The 23,622-nt window shown below is 66.5% G+C and carries 25 protein-coding genes; 12 read left to right on the forward strand and 13 right to left on the reverse strand.

Features of this window, described 5'->3' with window-relative positions:
* Positions 1-26: 26 nt before the first annotated feature.
* On the reverse strand, positions 27-1,415 hold the full coding sequence (locus tag WKB88_RS04315; RefSeq protein WP_341393335.1) for a flavin monoamine oxidase family protein: 1,389 nt from the start codon (positions 1,413-1,415) through the stop codon (positions 27-29).
* Between the two features lie 179 nt (positions 1,416-1,594).
* Between WKB88_RS04315 and WKB88_RS04320 the strand changes: the two genes are divergently transcribed.
* The 8 genes from WKB88_RS04320 (at position 1,595) to WKB88_RS04355 (ending at position 8,702) form a co-directional block, all read left to right on the forward strand.
* Entirely contained in the window at positions 1,595-2,989 is a 1,395-nt protein-coding gene (locus WKB88_RS04320) for an APC family permease (RefSeq protein WP_341393336.1), read from the forward strand.
* A gap of 237 nt (positions 2,990-3,226) precedes the next feature.
* Positions 3,227-4,687, forward strand: coding sequence for a MinD/ParA family ATP-binding protein (locus tag WKB88_RS04325; RefSeq protein WP_341393337.1), 1,461 nt, complete (start codon positions 3,227-3,229; stop codon positions 4,685-4,687).
* A 111-nt stretch (positions 4,688-4,798) separates the two neighbouring features.
* Positions 4,799-5,365 carry a type 1 glutamine amidotransferase domain-containing protein gene (locus WKB88_RS04330; RefSeq protein ID WP_341393338.1) on the forward strand — a complete coding sequence of 189 codons (567 nt, stop codon included), beginning with the start codon at positions 4,799-4,801 and terminating at the stop codon, positions 5,363-5,365.
* 128 nt (positions 5,366-5,493) lie between these two features.
* Entirely contained in the window at positions 5,494-6,417 is a 924-nt protein-coding gene (locus WKB88_RS04335; protein WP_341393339.1) for a DUF2797 domain-containing protein, read from the forward strand.
* Positions 6,418-6,507: 90 nt separating this feature from the next.
* Positions 6,508-6,738, forward strand: a complete 231-nt coding sequence (locus tag WKB88_RS04340; protein ID WP_341393340.1) for a hypothetical protein — start codon at positions 6,508-6,510, stop codon at positions 6,736-6,738.
* On the forward strand, positions 6,735-7,184 hold the full coding sequence (locus tag WKB88_RS04345; protein WP_341393341.1) for an FAS1-like dehydratase domain-containing protein: 450 nt from the start codon (positions 6,735-6,737) through the stop codon (positions 7,182-7,184). Before WKB88_RS04340 ends, WKB88_RS04345 begins: the two co-directional genes overlap by 4 nt.
* Before the next feature lie 4 nt (positions 7,185-7,188).
* Entirely contained in the window at positions 7,189-7,620 is a 432-nt protein-coding gene (locus tag WKB88_RS04350) for a MaoC family dehydratase (RefSeq protein WP_341393342.1), read from the forward strand.
* A 5-nt stretch (positions 7,621-7,625) separates the two neighbouring features.
* Positions 7,626-8,702 carry a UDP-N-acetylmuramate dehydrogenase gene (locus tag WKB88_RS04355; protein ID WP_341393733.1) on the forward strand — a complete coding sequence of 359 codons (1,077 nt, stop codon included), beginning with the start codon at positions 7,626-7,628 and terminating at the stop codon, positions 8,700-8,702.
* Between the two features lie 71 nt (positions 8,703-8,773).
* On the opposite strand, the gene WKB88_RS04360 is transcribed toward WKB88_RS04355, so the two are convergent.
* The 10 genes from WKB88_RS04360 to WKB88_RS04405 all read right to left on the reverse strand — a co-directional run bounded on the left by WKB88_RS04360 (position 8,774) and on the right by WKB88_RS04405 (position 18,400).
* On the reverse strand, positions 8,774-9,244 hold the full coding sequence (locus tag WKB88_RS04360) for a hypothetical protein (RefSeq protein ID WP_341393343.1): 471 nt from the start codon (positions 9,242-9,244) through the stop codon (positions 8,774-8,776).
* A gap of 78 nt (positions 9,245-9,322) precedes the next feature.
* Positions 9,323-10,462 carry an aspartate-semialdehyde dehydrogenase gene (gene asd / locus WKB88_RS04365; protein WP_341393344.1) on the reverse strand — a complete coding sequence of 380 codons (1,140 nt, stop codon included), beginning with the start codon at positions 10,460-10,462 and terminating at the stop codon, positions 9,323-9,325.
* A 9-nt stretch (positions 10,463-10,471) separates the two neighbouring features.
* Positions 10,472-11,155 (reverse strand): dihydrofolate reductase, encoded by a 684-nt coding sequence (locus WKB88_RS04370; RefSeq protein WP_341393345.1) that lies wholly within the window; start codon positions 11,153-11,155, stop codon positions 10,472-10,474.
* A gap of 13 nt (positions 11,156-11,168) precedes the next feature.
* Positions 11,169-11,972, reverse strand: coding sequence for a thymidylate synthase (locus WKB88_RS04375; RefSeq protein ID WP_341393346.1), 804 nt, complete (start codon positions 11,970-11,972; stop codon positions 11,169-11,171).
* 123 nt (positions 11,973-12,095) lie between these two features.
* A complete protein-coding gene (locus tag WKB88_RS04380; RefSeq protein WP_341393347.1) occupies positions 12,096-12,599 on the reverse strand; it encodes a DUF1648 domain-containing protein in 504 nt (167 codons plus the stop codon).
* A 23-nt stretch (positions 12,600-12,622) separates the two neighbouring features.
* The gene (locus WKB88_RS04385; RefSeq protein ID WP_341393348.1) at positions 12,623-13,150 is read right to left on the reverse strand and encodes a ferritin; all 528 of its coding nucleotides are present in this window, start codon (positions 13,148-13,150) and stop codon (positions 12,623-12,625) included.
* 107 nt (positions 13,151-13,257) lie between these two features.
* The gene (locus WKB88_RS04390) at positions 13,258-14,301 is read right to left on the reverse strand and encodes an NUDIX hydrolase (protein ID WP_341393349.1); all 1,044 of its coding nucleotides are present in this window, start codon (positions 14,299-14,301) and stop codon (positions 13,258-13,260) included.
* A gap of 11 nt (positions 14,302-14,312) precedes the next feature.
* The gene (locus tag WKB88_RS04395) at positions 14,313-16,538 is read right to left on the reverse strand and encodes an RNA degradosome polyphosphate kinase (protein ID WP_341393350.1); all 2,226 of its coding nucleotides are present in this window, start codon (positions 16,536-16,538) and stop codon (positions 14,313-14,315) included.
* Positions 16,539-16,633: 95 nt separating this feature from the next.
* The gene (mshD, locus tag WKB88_RS04400; protein ID WP_341393351.1) at positions 16,634-17,608 is read right to left on the reverse strand and encodes a mycothiol synthase; all 975 of its coding nucleotides are present in this window, start codon (positions 17,606-17,608) and stop codon (positions 16,634-16,636) included.
* Between the two features lie 81 nt (positions 17,609-17,689).
* A complete protein-coding gene (locus WKB88_RS04405) occupies positions 17,690-18,400 on the reverse strand; it encodes a winged helix-turn-helix transcriptional regulator (protein ID WP_341393352.1) in 711 nt (236 codons plus the stop codon).
* Positions 18,401-18,544: 144 nt separating this feature from the next.
* On the opposite strand from WKB88_RS04405, the gene WKB88_RS04410 reads away from it, so the two are divergent.
* The 4 genes from WKB88_RS04410 (at position 18,545) to WKB88_RS04425 (ending at position 21,709) form a co-directional block, all read left to right on the forward strand.
* Complete coding sequence (locus WKB88_RS04410) at positions 18,545-19,291, forward strand: hypothetical protein (RefSeq protein ID WP_341393353.1); 747 nt, start codon at positions 18,545-18,547, stop codon at positions 19,289-19,291.
* 210 nt (positions 19,292-19,501) lie between these two features.
* The gene (locus tag WKB88_RS04415; protein ID WP_341393354.1) at positions 19,502-20,101 is read left to right on the forward strand and encodes an FABP family protein; all 600 of its coding nucleotides are present in this window, start codon (positions 19,502-19,504) and stop codon (positions 20,099-20,101) included.
* Between the two features lie 63 nt (positions 20,102-20,164).
* Entirely contained in the window at positions 20,165-21,256 is a 1,092-nt protein-coding gene (gene ygfZ, locus WKB88_RS04420) for a CAF17-like 4Fe-4S cluster assembly/insertion protein YgfZ (RefSeq protein ID WP_341393355.1), read from the forward strand.
* Between the two features lie 54 nt (positions 21,257-21,310).
* Entirely contained in the window at positions 21,311-21,709 is a 399-nt protein-coding gene (locus WKB88_RS04425; RefSeq protein WP_341393734.1) for an ankyrin repeat domain-containing protein, read from the forward strand.
* 39 nt (positions 21,710-21,748) lie between these two features.
* Here the strand turns inward: WKB88_RS04425 and WKB88_RS04430 are convergent, their stop codons facing one another.
* Both WKB88_RS04430 and WKB88_RS04435 read right to left on the reverse strand, forming a co-directional pair.
* A complete protein-coding gene (locus WKB88_RS04430) occupies positions 21,749-22,468 on the reverse strand; it encodes a GNAT family N-acetyltransferase (RefSeq protein ID WP_341393356.1) in 720 nt (239 codons plus the stop codon).
* A 58-nt stretch (positions 22,469-22,526) separates the two neighbouring features.
* On the reverse strand, positions 22,527-23,555 hold the full coding sequence (locus WKB88_RS04435; protein WP_341393357.1) for a 6-phosphofructokinase: 1,029 nt from the start codon (positions 23,553-23,555) through the stop codon (positions 22,527-22,529).
* Positions 23,556-23,622 lie beyond the last annotated feature (67 nt).

Below are 23,622 nucleotides of genomic sequence, written 5' to 3' on the forward strand. Positions count from 1 at the left end.
CAGCCGGGACCAGATGTCTCCTCGCCCTAACGCACGGTCTCGATTGGCGGCGCCTGTTCAGACGGAACACCCGGAGCAAGCGCCGCCGCAACCTCAGCCGCGGCGCGTTGCCCGGAACGCACCGCCCCGTCCATATAGCCGTTCCATATCTCGGAGGTCTCGGCGCCGGCCCAATGGATCGGTCCGACCGGCTCGCGCAGAGACTTCCCTAGCCGGGTCCAGAGTCCGGTACCCAGCCTGCCGCCGTAACACCCACGGGTGAACTCTTCTTCGCTCCAATTGCGTTCCAGGACGTCGGTGGGATGTGCAGCCTCGGGGCCAAAGAATTCCACCAGCTCGGAAAGGACCAGCTTTCGCCGCTGGGCAGGGCTCAGCTCATTGGCATGGCGAGCGTGCGCACCCTCGATAAAGGCGACCAGCACACCTGCGGACGATCCGGGAACGTAGTTGTCGTAGACAAGGCCCACAGACGAGTCCAGGTTCAGTACGGCACCGCTTAGGCCAGCCCTGCGCCAGAAGGGGCGTTCATACGCTATCTGGAACTTGATGACGGTGCCGGCGGGCATCTGCTGAGTGAGGCTGTCCCGGTTCGGCGGCATGGGCGGGTCATAGACCAGACGGCCGGCCAAGACCGGAGGAATGGCCACAATAACGCGGCGGGCCGAGGCGCTTCCCCCGTCGTACTCAACGTCGACCGCCGACCCCCGGCAGCTGATCCGGCGCACAGGTGATTCCAAGCGCACCTTTTCGGCCAGGGCAACGGCCATCTCCTCGGAGATCCGGTGTGTGCCACCGGCAACCCTTGAGTCCTGGGCCCCGTCCAGGGTCGTCATCAACCGCGCCAGGCCACCGCCGGACTTCACGTAGAACAGGAGATGCAGCAGGGAGAACTCATCCGTGTCAGCGGCGAAAATTGTGGCCAGCATCGTGTCGTAAAACCGCCGCACCACGGGATCCGCGGTTTGTTCCCGCAGCCAGGCGTCCGCCGTGATCCGGTCGAGGGATGCTGCCTCCGGTGTCCGGCCCGGATCGGATAAATTTACAGTCAGGGCCAGGGACTCCAGTGCTGCCAGCACCCTGCGGAAGGAGTCTACGGAGGCGGCGGGTAGTCCGAAAGTGTCGTCATCGGCGTAGCGGAGGCAGCCGTCAAGGAGGAGCGTGGAGCGGCCCTCGTCGTATACCTGGAACATTTCCAGCCCGAGTTCGCCGAGAAGGCCGATCACAGCGTCCTGTGTCGGCCCAATCCACTGACCGCCAAGCTCAACAGGAGTGCCGTCGCGGAGCCGGCCTCCCTCGTTTCGCCCACCGACCCTGTCCCGTGCCTCTAACACCAGCACGTCCAAGCCCGTCTCCGTGAGGCTACGGGCTGCTGTGAGGCCGGACAGTCCCGCCCCAATAACAATGACATCATGCATCGGTGATCCTTTCAGCGCCGACAGCCGATGCCGCCGCGGAGGCAGTCTATCCGGCGAGTCTCTCCGGATTTGTGGATGAATCGTCCAATCCTGGCCGCCTTTTCGACGGAAAATCCCTTGTGGGCTCGGGTCCGGCACCGTAGCGTCTGGGCAGTTTCCCGTCCTTTCAAGGAGTAGGCATGAAGCAGCAGTTCAGCGCGTCCCAGCCGGCGGCCACCGGCATCACGCCGCCAGCGGCAGAGCAGGCCGGGCCCGGGCTGAAACGGGTGATGGGGACGCCGTCGCTGGTGCTATTCGGCCTGGCATATATGGTGCCGATGACGATCTTCACCACTTACGGGCTGGTCACCACGCTGACTGAGGGGCATTTGCCCGCCGCCTACGCAGTGACATTGGCCGCCATGATGTTTACGGCCTTCAGTTACGCCTTCCTTGTCAAAGTTATTCCTTCCGCCGGTTCCGCATATAGCTTCACGCAGCGGATCTTTGGCGGCCATCTGGGATTCACCACCGGTTGGACGCTGATGCTCGATTACCTCCTGCTCCCGCTGATCAACTATCTGCTGATCGGGGTGTACCTCAACGCCCAGTTTCCAGCCGTACCTTTTTGGGTGTTTACCTTGGCTGCCATCGTCCTCGTTACTTTGCTCAACATTGTCGGGTTGACGGTGGTGCGAAGCGCCAACTTGGTACTCGTGGGAGCCCAGGCCGTATTCGTGGTTGTATTCGTGGTGCTCGCCGCAGTGAAGATTCCCGCTGGCAGCTCCGTCACCGAGCCGGTGTTCTCAGCGTCCATGTCCCCGGCGCTGATAATGGCCGGCGCCGCTATTCTCTGCCTGTCTTTCCTGGGATTCGACGCCGTCTCGACGATGTCCGAGGAAGCAAGGGAACCGCGGCGCACCGTTCCCCGGGCGATCATCCTTACCACCCTGATCGGCGGTGCGGCCTTTATCCTGATTTCCTGGGTCAGCCATCTGGTGCACCCCGATTGGCAGTCCTTCTCGGACCCGGATGCAGCGGCAATCGAGATCATGGACGGCATTGGCGGACAAATGCTCACGGCGCTGTTCCTGGCGGCCTATATCGCCGGGGCAACTGCTTCCGCCATGGCTTCGCAGGCCAGTGTTTCCCGGATCCTGTTTGCCATGGGCCGCGATGGAGTCCTTCCGCGCAAGGTCTTCGGTCGCGTGAACGGTCGGTTCCACTCGCCGGTGGGCGCCATATTGGTGGTATCAGCCGTGTCTCTGCTCGCCCTCGTCGTGGAGCTTGAAACGGTTGCATCCGTGGTGAGCTTCGGCGCCCTCTTCGCTTTCTCCCTGGTCAACTTGGGAGCCATCAAATTTTTCCTCCTCGATGGGGCTTCGCAAAGCGTTGGCCGGGTTTTGAAGTACGGACTAATTCCGGGAATCGGATTCATTCTGACTGTGTGGCTCTGGTTCAGCCTGTCAACATCCGCGCTGATGCTGGGGTTGGCCTGGATGGCGGTCGGCATCGTTTACCTTGCTGTTCTGACGCGGGGATTCACCTTGGCTCCGCCGCGCGTTGATCTCGATACAGCGGAGGCATCCGCCTGAGCCCTGCAGCGGCCGCAGCGGTGCGGGCGGCGACCGGTAGCCAGAAACCGGAAGCGGGTAATCCGCTGCAGTTCGATGGGATGGAAGGGGGTTCTGTAGGGTGGAAGGGCCGTTCATTCGCCGGGGGAGCGAGGGAAGGGATTTCGCTACGCGGGTGCCCGACGCAGGCGGCGAAGTACCATCCCAGAACAAACGTCCAGATCAATCGCCCCTTCCGGAACGAAAGACGCAGACCCCATGACTGAAAACACGCCCGATTCCGACCCCGATTACCCGGAGAACTGGCCCACGCGGCGAGGCCTGCGTACCACCGCGCAACGCAGCGCAGGAAACAGCGGGGCAGGGACGGACACCTCCACGTTCGCCGACCGGATCTTCAGCGCAGACGACGGCAATTTCGCCGGAACACTCTCCTCCGGTGACGGGTTCTCCGGGTACCGCCTGGACACCGGACCCGGACAGGACTATCCGGCGGCGCCTCCGGTTCCCCCGCTGCCCCCGGAGCCGTTTTTCGAGCCGGTCCCGGCAGGTGCTGCTGATGCCACTGCCGCCGGGTACGACGCTCCGGACCTGAATCCGGTCCAGACACCCGTTCCGTCATTTGCGGCCCTGCCGGTGCCCGACCGCGCTCCCGCCCCGGCGCCTGCCGCGGTTCCCGCCCCGGCGCCGGCACCGGCAGCCGAACCCGCGCGCAACGCCCCGGAACCCGCCGCCGAACCTGCCGGTACCCGTGCGGAACTGCGCGAGCGCGCCCCGGCCCGCCGCCGGGCGTCGTTCCTGGACACCCAGACAGCCCGCATCCCCGCCACCCGCGGTTTCCGCGGCCTGCTCGCCGGCCTTGGTCTTCGGATGTCCCCGTCCGAGTCTGAACTGGCCGAGCGCCGCGACATCCGCGCCGTCAGCCAGCACTGGCCCGGGCCGCGGACCATCTCCGTGGTCAACGGCAAGGGCGGCGCCAACAAGACGCCCACCACCGTGATGCTGGCTGCAGTATTCGCCCGCAACGGCGGCGGCCCCGTGCTGGCCTGGGACAACAACGAAACCCGCGGAACCCTGGGCTGGCGCACCGAGCAGGGCCCCCATGACGCAACCGTGATGGACCTGCTGCCCAACACCGGGAATCTGCTGTCGCCGTCGGCCCAGTCCGCGCTGCTGGCCCGCTTCGTGCACCACCAGACCGAGGACAAATTCGACGTCCTGCGGTCCAAGCCGGATGTCCTGGCCTCCGAGCAGAAAATCACGATGGCTGACTTTGACGCCCTGCATGAAGTGGCCTCCAAATACTTCCGGCTCAACCTGGTGGACTCCGGAAATGATGAAAGCGCTGAGCGCTGGCTGCGGATGATCCACCACACGGACCAGCTGGTCATTGCCACCACCACGGTCGAAGAGCATGCCGAGGCCGGCGCACTGCTGCTGGAGGCACTGCAGGAACGCGGCGGTGCGTTTGCCCAGCTTGCGGCCGGCGCCGTCGTCATTGTCAGCCAATCCGACCGCAACGGCACCGACGCCCAGATCCGGTCAGTGGCCCAGGGGTTCGAGCCGCTGGCCCGGGCCACGGTCACCATCCCCTATGACGCTGCCCTGCGGAAGGGGCAGATCCGGTTCGGTTCGCTGCGTCCCGCCACCCAGCGGGCCTGGCTGGCTGCCGCTGCGGCTGTGGCGGAGGGGCTTTCGGAGCCCGTTCCGGCAACTTAGTCAGCTTGCTTATTGTCTGTCGGGTTTTCTAGGGTAGAGGCAGGGGAACCGGGAGGTTCCGCGGCGGTTCCCAAACCGCCGGCCAAGCATCGAGCGAATATCGGAGGCACCATGGCTGAACATGACATTTCCGGCAAGAAGGTCGCTTTTCTCCTGACCGACGGCGTGGAGCAGGTGGAGCTCACCAGTCCCTGGGACGCGGTGAAGGACGCCGGCGGCGAGCCCACGCTCGTTTCGCCGTCCACCGGCACCATCCAGGGTTTTGACGGCATCGAGAAGGGTGAAACCTTCACCGTTGACCTGGCGGTCGCTGATGCGAATGCCGAGGACTACGATGCCCTGGTGCTGCCCGGCGGAGTGGTCAACGCCGATTTCCTCCGGGTGGACAAAGACGCGCAGAACTTCGCCCGCGCCTTCTTCGAGGCGCACAAGCCGGTAGCCTCCATCTGCCACGGTCCGTGGCTTCTGATCGAGGCCGGCGTGGTGAAGGGACGGGACATGACGTCCTATCCGTCGCTGGCAACCGACCTGAAGAACGCCGGCGCCAATTGGAGCGACGAGGAAGTTGTGGTGGACCAGGGGCTGGTCACCAGCCGCAACCCGGGCGACCTGCCGGCCTTCAACGACAAGCTGCTTGAAGAGATCGCCGAAGGCGAGCACGAAGGCCAACACGCCTGAATCAGCACGGTTCCGGCTGAAGACGCCCGATAATGGGGTGGGGAAGAAATTCCCCGCCCCATTTTTTCTGCCCGCCGGCCTGAGCCGTCGGAATTGTGTCACTGCCCGAACTGCCTGGAGATCCGCACATGACTGACGACCGGTACCTGTGCACCGGAGTGTCCTGGGACGACGGCGGCCCCTACCTGGCACTGAGCTCTCCCGACGGCGAAAAACGCCGGCAGAGACTGGACCCCGGCACCCTCCTGTCCTACCGGGTGCTCCCCGGAGACGGCGGAGCGCTGAAGTTCTGCCTGGGATCGGTGAAGGTTCAGGACCGCCACAGCCGGACCCACGAGCCCTGCCCCGCACACAGCGCAGCGGACCGCGGCTATCAGTGCGGCCCCTGTTTCGCCCGCGACGACTGGCGGCTGGTGCACAACAGCCACCGTTCCGGCATTGCTTCCCCGGGACTGAAGCTGTACCTGGCGCAGCCGCACTGGCTGTACGTCGCCACCTTTGCCGACGGAACAACCAAGGTGGGCACGGCGGCGGACGGACACAAGCGCCTGCGCCTGACTGAACAGGGGGCCGTGGCGGCGCGGTACATCGCCCGCGCCGCGGACGGGCGCGTCGTTCGGATCCTGGAAGATCTGGTCACTGCCGAAGCGGGACTGGTCCAGACCGTGCGGGCCGAGGCCAAGATCTCGGCCCTGGCCCGGCCGCTGGCACCGGATGTACTGGACGGACTCAACGCCGGCCATGCGGACGCCGCGCGGCTCCTGCTGGCGGCTTCCGGAACCGAAGGGTTTACCGTCACGGAGGAAGTCTGGCAGCGCCCGGACCAGGCGCTGGCGGTGCCCGATGCCGCCGGAGCGGTCCCGTATCCGCTGGATCCCGGAGCCGGGGAACACGGCATGGTGATTGAGGCAATGCTCGGGGCCGCGGCGCTGGTGCGGGTGGAGGATTCCGAGATCCCGTTTCTCGCCAACCTGGCCCGGCTCAAGGGCAGGCGCCTGCGCACCGGTTCCTACCGGACCCTGCTGCCGGCCCTGCAGACCGCGCTCTTCTAGCCGCGTCCCGGCGGCGGGCGCCGCTCCCGTCCGTCCCGCAGCCCCGGCTCCGTTTCGCGGCCAACTGCGCGCCGCCTGTATTCTGGGACCATGCTAAACACTCCCTGGGAGACCGGTTCCGCCCTCTACCGCAAACTGGTTGTCTCCGCGCTGGTGATCTCGGGAGCCGGAGTACTGATGGTCGTCGTCGGCGCCGTCAGCGACGCTCAGCTGCTGATGTACATTGCCGCCCCGGTGATTGCTGTGGGCATGTGCCTGCACATCGCCGGTATGGTGGTTCGAGCCCGGGACGCCCGGCGCCGGATGAAGGGAACCAAATGAGCATCAATCCCGAACTGCAGGGCCGCAGCTACCCCGCCAGCGACCCGTACCAGGTGGGCCGCGAGAAAATCCGCGAGTTCGCCCGTGCCGTCAAAGCCGGCCACGCCGCCCACTTCGACGTCGCCGAAGCCCAGAGTCTGGGGTATTCGGACCTGGTGGCTCCGCCTACGTTCGCCGTGATCGTTGCCCAGCGCGCCGACGCGCAGCTGATCTCCGACCCGGAAGCCGGGATCGATTTCAGCCGGGTTGTCCACGCCGACCAGCGCTTCACGCACCACCGGCCCATCATTGCGGGTGACGAACTGATCGCTGAGCTTTACGTGGATTCAGTCCGGGCCATGGGCGACGGCGCCCTGCTTACTACCCGCTCGGAGATTTCCACCACGGAGGGCGAAAAGGTCGCCACCGCCGTGTCATCCATCCTCGTTCGAGGAGAAGGGCAGTAACGCCGTGTCGATTGCATTGAGCGAGCTTGCCACCGGGCAGGAAATCGGTTCGGCAACGCTGGAGATTTCCCGCGCCGACCTTGTCCGTTACGCCGGAGCATCCGGAGATTTCAACCCCATTCACTGGAACGAACGTTTTGCCCGCAGCGTGGAGCTGCCCGGGGTCATCGCCCACGGCATGTTCACGATGGGTGCTGCGGTGCAGCTGGTCACTGATTGGATCGGCGACCCCGGCGCCGTCATCGACTACCAGACCCGCTTTACCCGTCCCGTTCCGGTTCAGGACCTGGACGATGCGCCGGGCGCCGTCGTCGAAGTCACCGGCGTGATCGGTGCCCTCGACACGGACAACTCCACCGCCCGCGTGGATCTCACCGTCACTTTCAACGGCCAGAAGGTCCTGGTCAAGGCACAGGCGGTTGTACGGATCTGGTGAGCGCCCTGACTTCCGTGCCCCTGGCATCACTGACCACCTCGCGTGTCGGCGGCCCGGCACGCCGTTACATCAACGCGGAAAGCGAAGATGAACTCATCGGCGCTGTGCGCGCCGCCGATGAAGCGAAGGAGCCGCTGCTCATTGTGGGCGGAGGCTCCAACCTGCTGATTTCAGACGCCGGTTTCGACGGCGCCGTCGTCCATGTCGCCACCCGCGGGCTGGAGACGAGCGGCAACCCCGACGGAACCGTGACCGTCCGCGCGCAGGCCGGACATCCCTGGGACGACGTCGTGGAGCAGACGCTGCGCGGAGGATGCTCCGGATTGGAGGCGCTCTCCGGCATCCCCGGTCTGGCCGGTGCGACGCCGGTGCAGAACGTGGGTGCCTACGGCGCCGACGTTTCGCACACTATTACCGGCGTCAGGGCCTGGGACCGCAGGGAACGCAGCATCGTGACGTTCGCCAACGAGGACCTGCAGTTTGGGTACCGGGATTCGGTGCTTAAGCGGAGTACGGTCAACGGCTCTCCCCGCTATGTGGTTCTCACCGTCGACTTCGGCCTGACCCGGGGCATGGAAAGTGCTCCGGTTCGGTACGCCGAGCTGGCCCGGGCACTGGGCGTTGCGGTGGGGGAGCGGGCTGCCGCTGAAGACGTGCGCCGCGAAGTGCTGCGGCTGCGTGCCGGAAAGGGCATGGTGCTGGACCCCGAAGACCCCGACACCTACAGCACCGGGTCCTTCTTCACCAACCCGGTGGTGCCCGAGGAGTCGGCCGCACATTTGCCGCCCGAGGCTCCGCGCTACCCCGTGGCGCAGCCCGGCATGGTCAAACTCAGCGCTGCCTGGCTGATCGACCGGTCCGGATTCCCCAAGGGCTTTGGCCTGCCGTCCACGGGGCAGGGCGCCGAACTGGCCGGAGGCCGGGCCTCGCTCTCCACCAAGCACACGCTGGCCGTGACGAACCGGGGCACCGCCACCGCTGAAGATCTGCTGGCTGTGGCGCGGGCCGTAGCCGAAGGCGTGGAAGATGCGTTCGGTATCCGGCTGCACCCCGAGCCGCTGCTGATCAACTGCAGCCTCTGACTGCCTGACCGGCTGCCTGGCTAAGTGGACCGCCTGGCTGCCTGCCGTGGCCCCGGCCAGCCGCCCGGCGGCTAGCCATCATCCCGGCGGCCCAGGGCAGGCCCGCGCCGCGCCCAGGCCGCCGCCGCCCTCGTGCTGCGGATGGCAGCGCGGTCCCGGCGCGGATCCAGGAGGTGGCAGTTGCACAGCCACTGGACCAGCCGCGGCGTCAGGCTGACCTGTGTTCTTCGGTCCTGGAGATCCGGCAGCAGCCACTCCGGTTCCAGGAAACCGCTGAGCGTGTAGGCGAGCACTTCCGCTCCGAACAGCCGCGCGAAGGCCGAGTCGGGCTCCAGGGAGCGTTCCAGGTCCAGCAGCTCGGCGTCTTCGGGACAGAGGACCCGCTCGCCTTCCGCTTCGAGGTAATCCCGCAGGTGTCCTCCCACCCGCAGATATCTCACACCGGTGGGTATCTGCTTTCCGACGCAACTGGACGCGAAAAAGCTGTCGAGGATGGAATCTATGGATTCAAAGGGGTGCCGGCCCGGCGGTGTGTGCTCCATGGGAACACCGTCCCACCCGCCACTGACATTCGCGGGAGGGCCGCTTACCGACCGGCGGCACCGGCGGAAGCATGCGCCCTAGAGGTTGCCGGTGGCGATCTTCAGCATACGGCGCAGCGGCTCGGCCGCGCCCCAGAGCAGCTGGTCGCCGATGGTGAAGGCACTGATGTATTCCGGGCCCATTTCCAGCTTGCGGATCCGGCCCACCGGGATGTCCAGGGTTCCGCTGACCGCCACCGGAGTCAGTTCAGCCATTGAGGCTTCCTTGGTGTTCGGAACCACCTTCGCCCACTCATTGTCGGCCGCGATAATGCGTTCGATCTCAGCAACCGGCAGATCCTCGGTGAGCTTCAGGGTGAGCGCCTGGGAATGTGAGCGCATGGCGCCGATGCGGATGCACAGCCCGTCAAACGGAATCCGGCCCTCGGTTTCCCGGCCCAGGATCTTGTTGGTCTCGGCGCCGGCCTTCCACTCTTCCTTGGACTGCCCGTTGCCCAGGTCCGCATCGATCCAGGGGATCACCGAACCGGCCAGCGGCACGCCGAACTGGGAGGAATCCATGCCCGGGTCCTTCTGCCGGGCCAGGACCGCGCGGTCGATGTCCAGGATGGCGGAGGCAGGATCGGCCAGCTTGTCGGCTACGGCCGAATTCAGCTCGCCGAACTGGTTGAGCAGTTCGCGCATGTGCCGGGCGCCGCCGCCGGAGGCTGCCTGATAAGTCATGGACGTGCCCCACTCGACCAGGCCGTTGCGGAACAGTCCGCCCAGGCCCATGAGCATGCAGGAGACCGTGCAGTTGCCGCCTACGAAGTTCTTTATGCCGCGGGCCAGCCCGGCGTCGATGACGTCGCGGTTCACCGGGTCCAGGACGATGATCGAGTCCTGCTCCATGCGCAGGGTGGACGCCGCGTCAATCCACAGGCCGTCCCAGCCGGCGTCGCGCAGCTTCGGATAAACCTCGGAGGTGTAGCCGCCGCCCTGGGCGGTGACAATGATCGGCAGTTTCGCCAGCGCCTCGACGTCGTACGCGTCCTGGAGCTTCCCGGCACCGTCGGCAAAGGACGGCGCGGCACCTCCGGCATTGGAGGTGGAGAAAAACACGGGGTTGATCAGGCCAAAGTCGCCCTCATCCTGCATGCGCTGCATGAGGACGGAACCGACCATGCCCCGCCAGCCGATGAAGCCCGCGGTGGGTACGGAGGTAGCTGCGAAAGTCATGCTCCCAGTTTAGGGCAGGACTGCCTGGGCGTCCTGATTGGTGACGCTGCCGGAAGGCTTCTGTGTGCGGACCCACACCGCGATCCGGTAGGAGGTCCCGTTGGCGGCGGTGTGCCAGTCCTCCGCGGGGCTGACCGCGGTGAAGGTCCAGTCGGGGCCCAGCCGGGGAGCATAGGTGTCACCCTCGAGGCTTGTCTCGATCACGGTCACTACGGCGGCGTCGGCAAACGGAGCGGCTGCCTCATACAGCTGCGCCCCGCCGACGATCCAGATCTGGTCCCCGCCCGGGCTGTGCCGGGCCGTGTCCAGCGCCTGTTCCAGGGAAGGGACCACGACGGCGCCCGCAGGTGAAATCTCGTCCGCAAGCGTTTGGCTGGAACTCACCACGATGTTGGTGCGGCCGGGCAGGGGGCGGTAGGCGGGCGGGAAGGACTCCCAGGTCCGCCGGCCCATGATGACCGGATGTCCGGCGGTGGTGTTCTTGAAATGTGCCAGGTCTTCGGGCAGGTGCCAGGGCATGCCGCCGTCGCGCCCGATCACGCCGTCGAGCGTTTGGGCCCAGATCATGCCGATCACCGGAGCGGGTTTTCCGGACGGGCCGGCCTCCGCCAGCACTGAGGACAAGTCCAGGCCCTCCGGGGAGCCTTCCCCGGCGACGGGAAAATAGCGGATGGGATCAACGGGTGAACTCAAGGGACTGCGCCTCTCAAACTGCAATCGGGGCTTTGATGCCGGGATGGTGGCGGTAGTCCAGGACCTCGAAGTCCTCCAGCGCGTAGTCGAAAATAGACTCCGGCTTTCGGGCCAGGCGCAGCTGGGGATAGGGGTAGGGCTCGCGGCTGAGCTGCTCGCGGACCTGGTCCACGTGGTTGTCGTAGATGTGCACGTCACCGCCGGTCCAGACGAACTCGCCGGGTTCCAGCCCGGTCTGCTGTGCCACCATCAGGGTCAGCAGTGCGTAGGAAGCGATGTTGAACGGCACGCCGAGGAACAGATCCGCCGAGCGCTGGTACAGCTGGCAGGAGAGCTTGCCGTCGGCCACGTAGAACTGGAACATGGCGTGGCACGGCGGCAGCGCCATGTTGTCCACCTCGGCGGGGTTCCAAGCCGTGACGATGTGGCGGCGGGAATCGGGATTGGTCCGGATGCTCTCGACCACCTTGGCGATCTGGTCAATCTGTCCGCCGTCCGGAGCCGGCCACGAGCGCCACTGGACGCCGTAGACCGGGCCCAGCTCACCGTCGTCGTCGGCCCATTCGTTCCAGATGCTCACGCCGCGCTCCTGGAGCCAGCGGACATTGGAATCCCCGCGCAGGAACCAGAGCAGTTCAAGGGCCACTGATTTGAAGTGCACGCGCTTGGTGGTGATCAGCGGAAAGGAATCCCGCAGGTTAAAGCGCATCTGCCGGCCGAAAACGCTGCGCGTTCCGGTGCCTGTGCGGTCGGATTTTTGCGTCCCGTGCGCCATGACGTCGCGGAGCAGGTCTTCGTACGGGGTAGGAATAGTCACCGCACCAGTCTAGTTGCTTCCTGCCCGGCCCGAAGGATTGGTTCGACGCCGTGGATGGCCCGGACGGAGTCGATGGCCGGTTTCTGCACGATGGATGGGAAATGCCTAAGTGATGGGACATGCCTAAGTGGAGAGCTCGGCCACCAAACGGCGGTAACGGCGCAAGGCCAGCAGCCCGGCCCCGCCCATCGCCGCGAGGAATCCCAGCGTGGGAAGGGCAAACAGCAGGACCGATCCGTCCGGCGGCAGAAACCAGCCGCGCAGGCTGATCCAGCCCACCAGCAGGGACAGCTCCACAGTCGTCAAGGCCAGGAAATACAACGTTGCATCCATGCCGGCCTGTTGATGCACCTGCTCATCGACGCCGGCCGGAGCAGCGTTGTTGAGCGGAAACGGCCGGATAACCAGGGCTGTCACGTACAGGAACAGGATCAGGCCGGCGGAGATCAGCGGGCCGAAGAACACCGTCCCGAAGGACTTCTCCTCATAGCGGTCCGCGGTGCCGGAGCCGTCCCAATGCACCGGCAGGCGCTCCGGCAGCGTTGGCCAGGCCGCTGCTCCCACCGCTGCCACCAGCACCGCTACGAGCCCGGCGGCCAGATACCAGCCGGGGTGGACGCCCGGCACGGAGACGGCCCTGCTCCCAGCTCTCAGAGGGCTCCGCCTGCAGCTTCGGGAGCGGCTGCGTCGTGCTCGCCGCCGTCGCCGACGCGTTCGCGGGCCATGAAGTTCTCCAGGTCAAAGAGGTTGTCCGCCCGCTTGGCCACTGTGAGCAGCGTGGACATGGAGGCCACTTCCTCAACCTGTTCCTTCAGGAACCAGAGCATGAACTGCTCGCCCAGCGCATCACCCTCGGCGCGGGCCGCCGCGAACAGCGCCTCGATCTGGCGGGTGACCTGCTGCTCCTGCTCCAGGGCCAGGGCGATCGGTTCCACCACGGAGCTGAAGCCGTTACGCACGGCGGCCACGCCGGGAATGCGCACGGGAAGATCGCGGTCCAGCATGTACTGCACCAGCATCATGGCGTGGTTGCGTTCCTCAACCGACTGCGCGTAGAAGTGGCGGGCCAGCTGCGGAAGGTCTTCGCCGTCGAAGAACACAGCCATCGCCACGTACTGCTGCGAGGCGTTGAATTCGTGGCCGATCTGGGCTTCAAGGAGTTCTGTGAAAGTGGTCATGCGCCTACCCTAGGCTCCTGCAGGGCGCGGCAAAAGCACGGTTAGGCTTAGCTTCGCCCGGCCCAGGAGCGCCGGGGCAGGGGCGACGGCGCGGGCCGGCCCCCCCCTCAGTCGTCGAAGGCCCGGAACCGCTCCAGCGAAACGATTCGCCCCTCGTCGGCCGCGCTGACCTGGCAGATAACGGCTTCCCCCGGCGCCAGATAGGGGTCCTTGGCCGGCAACCCGACGGACAGGCCTGCCGGCATGTGCCGGGCGAGGACCTCAAAGACCACGGGAAGCACCGGCCGGTGGGTGCACACCACCACGGGTTTGCCCTTGTCGAACTGCGCCTCCACCGCGCTGCGGGCCTTCCCCGGCTTGCGTTTGGCACTGCGCTCGGTGATGGCGTCCACCGTCTTGAACTTCACCGACCTGGTCTTCACGTACGGGCGCACCGTCTGCACGCACCGCACCCACGGGCTGGACACCACGCGGTCCGGCTGCCAGGCCGCCAGCAGCCGTGACACCGCCTGTGCCTGGCGCAGGCCGGTGGCAGCCAGCGGGCGGTCTCCCTCGGCGCGCGTCCAGGAGGAACGGGGCTTGGCTTTGGCATGGCGGACAATGATCAGCGGCCAGGTCCGCAGCCTGCCCTCGGCGTGCGCCTCTTCAAGGGCATGCAGGGGCAGCCGGTCGGAGGGATTGGTCAGCTCCGCGTGGGCTTCGGCAGGGCTGCACCAGCGGACGCCGTCCACTTCCTTGCCGTCCGGCACCGGTTTGCCGTCCTGAATCCGGGCAGCCCAGTAGTGGACAATCTTCATGCCCGAGGACACCGGATACACCGTGGCCGGCAGCGGGATGCCCAGGCGGATGCCGATGCCGGCTTCCTCCCGGACTTCCCGGACGGCGCACTCCGGAGTCGTTTCACCGTCATCGAGCTTGCCCTTGGGCCAGGACCAGTCCTTGTACCGGGGGCGGTGGATCATGAGCACCTCAAGCTGGCCGTTCCGCGTGCGCCAGCAGAGGGCACCGGCGGCAACCACCTTGATCGTCTCCGGCACCGCGGCGCCGGCTTCCGGAGCCTGTTCCTCGTCGGACCAGCCGCCCCGGGGTTTGGCAGGCTCGTCCGGAAGCCGGGTCCGCTCGCCCGTGGAAGTGTCAGGTTCAGAGGACATGGACATGGCGGTCAACGGCGGGCGGCGGCACGCTGGCGGGACCGGGAGGCCAGCAGCCAGGACTGGACGTCCTGCAGCGGTTCCCCCTCTTCGTTTTTGTGGTGCCTGGTCCAGATGCCGTCCTTTTCAAGGTGCCAGCTCGCCGTCCCGGGATCCATGTACCGGTCCATCAGGGAAATAAGGTCCGCAACATCTTCCCTTGAGGCCAGCTGAACCAGGGCTTCGACCCGGCGGTCCAGGTTGCGGTGCATCATGTCGGCCGAACCGATGAACACCACCGGATCGCCGGCGTTGGCGAAGGCAAAAACGCGTGAGTGTTCCAGGAAGCGGCCCAGGACGGACCGCACGGTGATGTTCTCGCTCAGCCCGGGAACGCCTGGCCGCACGGAGCAGATGCCGCGCACAATGACGTCGACCCGCACGCCGGCCTGGGAGGCACGGTACAGCGAATCGATGATCGCCTCGTCCACCATGGAGTTGACCTTGATGATGACGCGGGCGTTCAGGCCGGCCTTCTTGTTGGCGATTTCCCGCTCGATCCGGTCAATCAAGCCGGAGCGGACAGACCGGGGAGCCACGAGCAGGCGCTTGAACGTGGATTTCGGGGCGTAGCCGGAGAGCTGGTTGAACAGCTTCGTCAGGTCTTCGCCCACCTGCTCATTGGAGGTCAGCAGTCCCAGGTCCTCGTAATACCGGGCGGTGCGCGGATGGTAGTTGCCGGTGCCGATGTGGCAGTAGCGGCGCAGCCCGTCCACTTCCTGGCGGACCACCAGGGACAGCTTGCAGTGGGTCTTCAGACCCACGATGCCGTACACCACGTGGACGCCGGCCTGCTCCAGCTTGCGCGCCCAGGAGATGTTGGCCTGCTCATCAAAGCGTGCCTTGATCTCCACCAGCGCCAGCACCTGCTTGCCGGACTCGGCGGCGTCAATCAGGGCATCAACGATGGGGGAGTCTCCGGAGGTGCGGTACAGGGTCTGCTTGATGGCCTGGACCCGCGGGTCGGCGGCCGCCTGTTCCAGGAAGGCCTGGACCGAGGTGGAGAAGGAATCGTAGGGGTGGTGCAGCAGAATGTCGCGGCGGCGCATCGCCGCGAAAACGTCAGCGGGCTTGGAGGTTTCCGATTCCTTCAGGTGCAGGCTGGTGTGCGGAACCTGCTTGGGATAGTGCAGGTCGGCGCGGTCGATCCGGCTGATGGGGGCCAGGCCGCGCAGGTCCAGCGGTGCGGGCAGCGCGTACACCTCGTCCTCTTCGACCCCCAGCTCGCGCACCAGCAGCTCGCGGATGCTGGGATTGATGTCGGTGGTGACTTCGAGCCGGACGGGCGGCCCGAACCGGCGGCGCAGGAGTTCCTTCTCCAGCGCCTGCAGGAGGTTCTCGGCGTCGTCCTCCTCCACCTCCAGGTCCTCGTTGCGGGTGACCCGGAAGGTGTGGTGCTCCATGACGTCCATGCCCGGGAACAGTTGGTCCAGATGCTCGGCGATGACGTCTTCCAGCGGAATGAAACGGGCCATCCGGCCCGCAACGTTGCCGGCGCGCGGCCCGTCCACGGAAATCAGCCGGGGCAGCTGGTCCGGAACCTTGACGCGGGCGAAGAACTCCTTGCCGCTGACGGGGTTGCGCACCACCACGGCCAGGTTCAGCGAGAGCCCGGAGATGTAGGGGAAAGGGTGCGCCGGGTCCACGGCCAGCGGGGTGAGGATCGGAAAGACCTTGGACGCAAACTGGCGGTGCAGGTAGGCCTTGGCGGCGTCGTCGAGCTCGTTCCAGCTCACCAGATGGATCTGCTCCTCGGCCAGGGCGGGGCGGATCTGCCGGGCGAAAACCTCCGCATGGCGCTGCTGCAGCCGGTAGCCGGCTTCGACAATATGCTCCAGCTGTTCGATGGGGCTCAGGCCTGCAGCCGAGGGAACGGCCAGCCCGGTGGCGATCCGGCGCTTAAGGCCGGCCACCCGGACCATAAAGAACTCGTCGAGGTTGGACGCGAAAATCGACAGGAAGCTGACGCGCTCCAGCAGGTACAGGTCCGGATCCTCGGCCAGTTCCAGCACCCGGGCATTGAAGTGGAGCCAGCTGATCTCCCGGTCCAGGAAGCGTTCCGGGCTGATCTCACCGTCGGGTACCAGCGCGGGGCCGAAGTCGGGTATGTCGATCCGGTCCTCGGTGGCCCGCGGCGCCGACATGGACTCAGCCGACCCGAAAGTGTAATGCGGTTCGGCGGCGGTATCGGATCCCATGGTCTCTCCCTGCAGTGCTGGCGGCGGTTCGGGCTGCGCGCCGGGGAAGCCCCGGCGCATGCAGCCGTCGAATCAACATTACAAGCTGTTAAGGCTCAGCCGGCCGCGTACATCACATCGGCGTCCCACCGAACGAAACCCAGCCTCTTGTACAGCGCCATGGCCGGCTCGTTGTCGGCGTCCACGTACAGCATGATGGCCTGGAGCCCGGCGTCCTGCAGGTGGCGGATTCCGGCAACGGTCAGCGTCTTTCCAAGCCCCAGGCCCTGCGCCCCGGGCACGACGCCAACCACATACACCTCTCCAATGGGCGGATGGCCGCCGGCGCCGGGATGGACCTTAGTCCAGTGGAAGCCGAGGATCGCGCCGTCGTCGTCGCGGACGGCGAGGAGGAAGCCCTCCGGATCAAACCAGTCCTCGGCCATGCGGGCGTCCAGATCGGCGCGGGTCATGCTGCCCTGCTCAGGATGGTGGGCAAACGCGGCAGCGTTCGCGGCAAGCCACGCGTCCTCGTCCGCTCCGGGCCGGAAGGGGCGGATGGACACGCCGTCGGGCAGTTTGGCGGCGGGCAGGTCCCCGGCCCCGTCGCTGCGGGTCAGGCGCAGGCGCAGGAGTTCGCGCACCGGGCGGTAGCCAAACCGCTGCGCCAGTTCGACGGCGGCCTCGTGGTTGCCGTGCGACCATGCCTGCGGCGGGGAAGCAAGGCCGCCGCGGACCTGATCCCGGACCGCGGAAGCGAGGGCGGTGCCCACGCCCTTGCCCCGGTACGACGGATGGACAACCAGCTCCAGGACACCGGGTTCACCGGCCCGGCCGCCCGTCAGCACGGCAACGCCGGCCAGGGCGTCGGCGTTGGCGGATTCCTCGGCGGCACAGGTGGTGAACACCAGCAGAGCGTCGGGGTCCGCGTCGGCGGACCGGAGGTCAACAAGCGTCTGTTCCGAGAGCGGGGGGTTGCCGTCGGCATCAGCGGCCGCCGCCGCCAGCTGGCGGATCCGGGCCAGCAGATCCGGCTCGGGTGTTCCTTTGGTGAGGGTCACGGACCAGGGCTGTACGCGTTCGTCTCTCATTGAAGAAGCCTAACCCCCGGGCGGCGGGGAGCAACCAGGCCCGGCCAAAGCGGGACCGGCGGGCTGCACCGGGAGCGTGCCTCAGGCGTCCCGGCTGGCGGCGGGGGCCGGATCTTCGGCCATCCGGGAGCGGGTGAACCGGTATCCGACGTTGCGGACCGTGCCGATGAGGTTCTCATGGTCCGGCCCGAGCTTGGCACGCAGCCGCCGCACGTGGACGTCCACCGTGCGGGTGCCGCCGTAGTAGTCGTAGCCCCAGACCTCGTGGAGCAGCTGGTCCCGGGTGAAGACACGGCCCGGATGCTGCGCCAGGTACTTCAGGAGCTCAAACTCTTTGTAGGTCAGGTTCAGGGCGGTGCCGTTCACGCGCGCCGTGTAGCTGGCCTCGTCGATGACGACGCCGGACGCGCGGATCTCGGTGGCGGCTGCCGCGGAAGAGGAGTTGGCACGCGCTGTCATGAGCCGGAGCCGGGCTTCGAGTTCGGCCGGACCCGCCGAGTCGAGAATGACGTCGTCGGCCAGCCAGTTCGCTGCCACTGCGGCCATGCCGCCCTCGGTCAGAATGAGGATCAGGGGCGTGTCGAGTCCGGTGGCCTTCAGCAGCTGGGTCAGGGACCGGGCACCCACGAGGTCTTTGCGGGCATCGACGAGGACCACGTCGCTGGGCTCCGTCTCGAGGAGGGCCGTGGGCTCGGCCGGTACAACCTGGACCTTGTGGTTCAACAGTCCGAGGGCAGGCAGGATGTCCACTGAAAGGCCCGGACTGTTGGTCAGGAGCAGTATGTGCGACATGGTTCCTCCGAAAGTTGGGCGCACATCATTGGGCACAAGCTGGACCGCATCCGCAGGAGGCGAAGGTGTTTGAAAGTATAACCACGCGGCCCCGCCCGGCCTGTAGCTTTCATCTGTACTGCGTAATAAGGCAGGATGGATCGAGTGAAACTTTGGAGCGTAGCGGTGCTTGCGGCAGCAGCCCTCATAGGCATCGTTGGTGCTTCGTACTGGTCAGTGGCGGCGGTTGCCGTTTTTACCGCCTTGTTGACGGTGGCCGTGGGCGTCGGCTGGCCGCATCTGCTGGATGTCCCCGCCAAGAAAACCCAGGGCGCCGTCCTGGCGCTCGCTGGAGCAGGTGCCTGCGCCGCGGCGTATTTCGCGCCGGCGTCAGCGCTGTTGACCTGGCTGCCCGGTATTGCCGCAGCGGGTGTCGGCGCCATCTTCCTGATCCAGCTGCTGCGCGGCACCGGCCAGGCCCACCGGCTCGAATCCACCATCGGCAACATCGCCGGAGTGCTGCTGACAGTGATGGGATCAGGCTGGGTCGCCGCTGACCGGCTGGCCAACGCCGACGGCAGCCCTGCCGGAGTCACGATCGGTGCGGCCGGCATCCTCGTTGCCCTCGCCGTGTCCCTGATCCCGCTGCCGGACCGGATTGCGGCGCCCCTGGGCGTTGCAGCCGGCGCCCTGGCGGGGGCCCTGGCCGGAGTCCTGCAGCCTGAGGCTGACGTCTCCGCACTGGCAGCGGCCCTGATGGGTGCTGTGGGAGCGGCCGTGATCATGGCGGTGCGCCGGCTGGTCCTGTCCCGCGACATCACCACCCGCCGAGGCCGCGTGGCACTCGCTGCGGCGCCGATCGCGGCGCTGGGCTCGGTTGTCTACTTCATGGCGCGGCTGCTCGTTCCCTAAGGACGTCCGCGGATGTCATGTGAGGAAACGCGTCCGGCTGCGGGTTAGGATGTAGCTATGGATTCGCTCTTAGCCCTTGAAATCTTCTTTATCGTTCTGCTCGGCATCACCGGCGTCGGCATGGCAGCTTTCGCCGGCCTGGTCATCAGCCGCCTGTACAAAGGGCAGAAGTAACCCACCCTCAGCAACCCGAAGGAACAGGTCAGCGCCATGCCCATGGAGATCCCCACCGATCTGACCCCTGAACTCGTGCCGCTGTCCTGGCTCCTTGGTACCTGGGAAGGCTCCGGCCGGCTCGGGGAGGGTGAAGCCGACTCCGAGTACTTCACGCAGCGCGTGACGTTCAGTCAGAACGGCCTGCCCTATCTGAAGTACGAGGCTGAAAGCTGGCTCACGGACGAAGAAGGCACCGTCCTGCGCCCCCTCGCAGTTGAGACCGGTTTCTGGGCGCTTGACCGCCCGCTGAACGACGCCGACGGCGGCCCTGGCCTGACTCCCGCTGACATTGTTCCGGCCCTGCGCAGCGCGGACGAAGTCGAAAAGCTCCGCAATGACACCGGGGGCTTCGACATCACGGCCACCATCGTGCACCCCGGAGGCATCGCCGAGCTGTACTACGGCCAGATCAAGGGCCCGCAGATCTCGCTGACGACGGACCTGGTGATGCGCGGCGTCAACTCCAAGGAGTACACCGCTGCCACGCGGATCTTCGGCCTGGTCAACGGTGATCTGTACTGGCGCTGGGATGTAGCCGAAGGCGGCAACGCCCTGAAGGCCCACGCCTCCGCCATTCTGAAGAAGAACGCCTGACCTGCTTTCCCCGGCGGGGAAGCCCGGTGGAATAGCCGCTCCCGCAAGGACGTTGGACCTGATATGACTTACCTGAGCCCCCTCCTGTCCCGCCACGGTGCCGTGGAAGCCGGCGGCCTCGATGCCGGCGTCGCCGCACACTACGGTGACCCCCTGCGCGAACAGCGTGAACTGGCCCGCGGCAACGCCGTCGTGGATCTCTCGCACCGCGGCGTCGTCACCGTCAGCGGCCCTGACCGGCTGAGCTGGCTAAACACTCTTTCATCCCAAAACGTCAGCGACCTGCAGCCGGGCATGAGCTCGGAACTGCTGCTGCTCAGCGTCCAGGGGCGGATTGAGCATGACGCCAGAATCATTGACGACGGCGGCACCGCTTGGCTGATCGTGGAAACTTCGGAAGCTCCCCAGCTGGCGCAGTGGCTCGAGCGGATGAAATTCATGCTCCGGGTGGAAGTGGCGGACGTCAGCGCAGACTGGGCCGTGGCAGCAGCAGCGTCGCCGGTCCCCGCGTGGGAACAGTACCGGTCCTGGACCGATCCGTGGCCCAACATCGGCCCCGGAGGATATGCCTACACCGGGGTTCCGGAAGACTCCCACCCCGGACGGGACCGGCCCTGGCACGAGTATCTGATACCGGCGGAGGAACTGGAAGCGGCGGTTGAATCCTCCGGCCGCACCCTCGCCGGCACCATGGCCTCCGAAGCGCTGCGGATTGCCGCCTGGCGCCCGCGGCTGGGCGCCGAGACCGACGACAAGACACTTCCGCACGAGCTGGACCTGATCCGCACCGCGGTGCACCTGGCCAAGGGCTGCTACAAGGGCCAGGAAACCGTGGCGCGGGTGCACAACCTCGGCCACCCGCCCCGCCGGCTGGTGTTCCTGCAGCTGGACGGATCCCAGCACACGCTTCCGGCTTCGGGCAGCGCCGTGATGCTGGGTGAGCGGAAAGTGGGCACCGTAACCTCCGTGGCCCAGCACTATGAGATGGGCGCGGTTGCCCTGGCCGTGGTGAAACGCTCCGCGGATCCCGCCGCACAGCTTGTGGTGGACGACGACGGCGAGCCCTACGCTGCGGCGCAGGAGATTATCGTCGCTCCCGATGCGGGCCAGGTTGTCGGGCGTGCCGGAGGCTTCCTGCGCCCGCCCCGGGCATAGCTGCATTCAGCGGTATGACGTTAGACCGACCCACCCCTTCAGAGGAGATCCATGATGACCCAGGAACCCCGTCCAGAGCTTGACGACGACATCATTGAACTGGCGGGATTGGTGTTCGACGCTGCGCGGGCCGGCGATACGGAGGGGATCCGGGGTTACCTGGACGCCGGCGTGCCGGTAAACCTCACCAACGGCTCCGGCGACACGCTGGTAATGCTGGCGTCGTATCACGGCCACGAGGACCTCACCGCCCTGCTGGTGGAGCGGGGTGCGGATGTCAATACGCAGAATGACCGGGGCCAGACCCCGCTGGCGGGTGCCGTCTTCAAGGGCTACACGGGTATCTTCCGCCTCCTCTTGGAGGGGGGAGCGGACCCGGACGCCGGCTCACCCAGTGCAAGGGATATGGCAGGATTTTTCCAACGGCAGGAAATGCTGGACCTGCTGCCCTAACTCCGGCCGGCGCGGCGCCTAAGCCGGCTGGCTGGGCTTCTAAACCGACAGCTGGACTTCGGAGCGGACGCCGACGGCGACGAACCCGGCACCGGCAGCGGTGCGTGCGGCTCCGAGGTTGTCCAGCGGTGTCCGGCACTGCGGAATGAGCCCGGCAGCCATGGCCTCTTCGACCGCGACTGATGTGATGTAGCGTCCCAGCCCGCGGCGCCGGGCGTCCGGCGCCGTGAGGGTGCTGATGTCCGCGATGATGCCGTCCCGGATGGTGTAGCCGGCTCCGGCCAGCGCAACCGGTTCCTCCGCACTGTCGTCCACCACGACGAACAGCTGCTCTTTCTCCGCCAGGCCCGCCTCCGCGACGTCGTCGGGCGGGCAGCGGCGCTGAAGCTGCACTGCGAACTCCTGGTCCTCGGCAACGGCCACTTCGTCGGCGGGCTCCACCGGACCGGGGAAGGAATCGGCGAAGCAGAGCCGCTCGGATTCGACCGTCCGCCCGCCGTATTCCACGGAAAGGCTGGCCAGGGCAGTCCTGCGGGTCAATTCGTCGGCACTCTTGCCGCGGACGCGCTCTGCCGCCCACTCGGGGCCGCAGAACACCTCGGACCCGAACAGGCGCACAAAGGAGACCCGCCGGGACTCGTCCCGGACGCTGTAGATGCGGTGCCCGTCCCCGGCTTCGGCCAGCGCGTCATCGGCCAGTCCAAGGCGTCGGGACCAGGCGAGCTGGATGATCGCGATTGTTCCCGGATCCAATGTCATATCTTTCAAACTACACCGCGCTCCTCGCCGGGCCGGGGATTACCCGGCCCGCCTGCAGCTACCCGAACAGGATTGACGCTTCGTCGTAGCGGCGCTGGGGAACCGTCTTGAGGTTGTCCAGCGCTTTTTCAAAGCCCACGTGCACAATGTCGGTGCCGTGCAGGGCCACCATGGTGCCCCACAGGCCGTCGATCACTGAATCAATTGCTGCCATGCCCAGCCGGGTGGCCAGCACGCGGTCGTAGGCCGTGGGAACCCCGCCGCGCTGGATGTGCCCCAGGACGGTGGCGCGGGTTTCGATACCGGTCCGGGCCTCGATTTCAGGAGCGAGCAGCTCGCCGATTCCTCCCAGCCGCGGCCGGCCGAAAGCATCCAGTCCGCGTTCGGAATGGGGGGATTCCATGTCGGTGGTGACAAATCCTTCGGCAACGACCACCAGCGGCGCACGGCCGCGGTCACGGGCCTGGGTCACCCATTCGGCAATCTGGTCCAGACTCTGCGGGTTTTCCGGAATCAGGATGGCGTGTGCACCGGCAGCCATGCCCGAATGCAGGGCGATCCAGCCGACATGGCGTCCCATAACCTCGGCGACCATGCAGCGGTGGTGGGACTCGCCGGTGGTCCGCAGCCGGTCGATCGCTTCGGTGGCAATCTGGACGGCAGTGTCAAAGCCGAAGGTGTAGTCGGTGGCGTCGAGGTCGTTGTCCACCGTCTTGGGAACTCCGACAATGTTCAGTCCGGCGTCGGTGAGCCGTTGGGCCGCGGCCAGGGTGCCCTCGCCGCCGATGGCGATAATCGCATCGATGCCGAGCCGGTCCATCGTCGCCTTGATTTTTTCGGGGCCGCCGTTGGGGCCTTCGAAGGGATTGGTCCGGGACGTTCCCAGGATGGTTCCGCCCTGCTTGGAGATACCGCGGACGCTGGTCCGGGGGAGGTCGATGATGTCGCCGTCGACCACTCCGCGCCAGCCGTCCAGGAATCCCACAAATTCCTGGTCATGAATCTTGATCCCTTTCAGGACAGCGCCGCGGATCACTGCGTTGAGTCCGGGGCAGTCGCCCCCACTGGTCAGGATGCCGATCTTCATGATTGAAACCTCTGGTTCTTTTGCAGGGCTGGTGGATCCTCAGCCTCGATTCTAGCCATCGCCGGGC

The organism is Arthrobacter sp. G119Y2 (assembly GCF_038069765.1).
GTDB lineage: Bacteria > Actinomycetota > Actinomycetes > Actinomycetales > Micrococcaceae > Arthrobacter_B.

What these genes read in the sequence shown, in the direction of transcription:
- WKB88_RS04315 (WP_341393335.1), bottom strand. Translation starts at nt 1,415, where the DNA reads ATGCATGATGTCATTGTTATTGGGGCGGGACTGTCCGGCCTCACAGCA.
- WKB88_RS04320 (WP_341393336.1), top strand. Translation starts at nt 1,595, where the DNA reads ATGAAGCAGCAGTTCAGCGCGTCCCAGCCGGCGGCCACCGGCATCACG.
- WKB88_RS04325 (WP_341393337.1), top strand. Translation starts at nt 3,227, where the DNA reads ATGACTGAAAACACGCCCGATTCCGACCCCGATTACCCGGAGAACTGG.
- WKB88_RS04330 (WP_341393338.1), top strand. Translation starts at nt 4,799, where the DNA reads ATGGCTGAACATGACATTTCCGGCAAGAAGGTCGCTTTTCTCCTGACC.
- WKB88_RS04335 (WP_341393339.1), top strand. Translation starts at nt 5,494, where the DNA reads ATGACTGACGACCGGTACCTGTGCACCGGAGTGTCCTGGGACGACGGC.
- WKB88_RS04340 (WP_341393340.1), top strand. Translation starts at nt 6,508, where the DNA reads ATGCTAAACACTCCCTGGGAGACCGGTTCCGCCCTCTACCGCAAACTG.
- WKB88_RS04345 (WP_341393341.1), top strand. Translation starts at nt 6,735, where the DNA reads ATGAGCATCAATCCCGAACTGCAGGGCCGCAGCTACCCCGCCAGCGAC.
- WKB88_RS04360 (WP_341393343.1), bottom strand. Translation starts at nt 9,244, where the DNA reads ATGGAGCACACACCGCCGGGCCGGCACCCCTTTGAATCCATAGATTCC.
- asd (WP_341393344.1), bottom strand. Translation starts at nt 10,462, where the DNA reads ATGACTTTCGCAGCTACCTCCGTACCCACCGCGGGCTTCATCGGCTGG.
- WKB88_RS04385 (WP_341393348.1), bottom strand. Translation starts at nt 13,150, where the DNA reads ATGACCACTTTCACAGAACTCCTTGAAGCCCAGATCGGCCACGAATTC.
- WKB88_RS04390 (WP_341393349.1), bottom strand. Translation starts at nt 14,301, where the DNA reads ATGTCCTCTGAACCTGACACTTCCACGGGCGAGCGGACCCGGCTTCCG.
- WKB88_RS04395 (WP_341393350.1), bottom strand. Translation starts at nt 16,538, where the DNA reads ATGGGATCCGATACCGCCGCCGAACCGCATTACACTTTCGGGTCGGCT.
- mshD (WP_341393351.1), bottom strand. Translation starts at nt 17,608, where the DNA reads ATGAGAGACGAACGCGTACAGCCCTGGTCCGTGACCCTCACCAAAGGA.
- WKB88_RS04405 (WP_341393352.1), bottom strand. Translation starts at nt 18,400, where the DNA reads ATGTCGCACATACTGCTCCTGACCAACAGTCCGGGCCTTTCAGTGGAC.
- WKB88_RS04415 (WP_341393354.1), top strand. Translation starts at nt 19,502, where the DNA reads ATGCCCATGGAGATCCCCACCGATCTGACCCCTGAACTCGTGCCGCTG.
- ygfZ (WP_341393355.1), top strand. Translation starts at nt 20,165, where the DNA reads ATGACTTACCTGAGCCCCCTCCTGTCCCGCCACGGTGCCGTGGAAGCC.
- WKB88_RS04425 (WP_341393734.1), top strand. Translation starts at nt 21,311, where the DNA reads ATGACCCAGGAACCCCGTCCAGAGCTTGACGACGACATCATTGAACTG.
- WKB88_RS04430 (WP_341393356.1), bottom strand. Translation starts at nt 22,468, where the DNA reads ATGACATTGGATCCGGGAACAATCGCGATCATCCAGCTCGCCTGGTCC.
- WKB88_RS04435 (WP_341393357.1), bottom strand. Translation starts at nt 23,555, where the DNA reads ATGAAGATCGGCATCCTGACCAGTGGGGGCGACTGCCCCGGACTCAAC.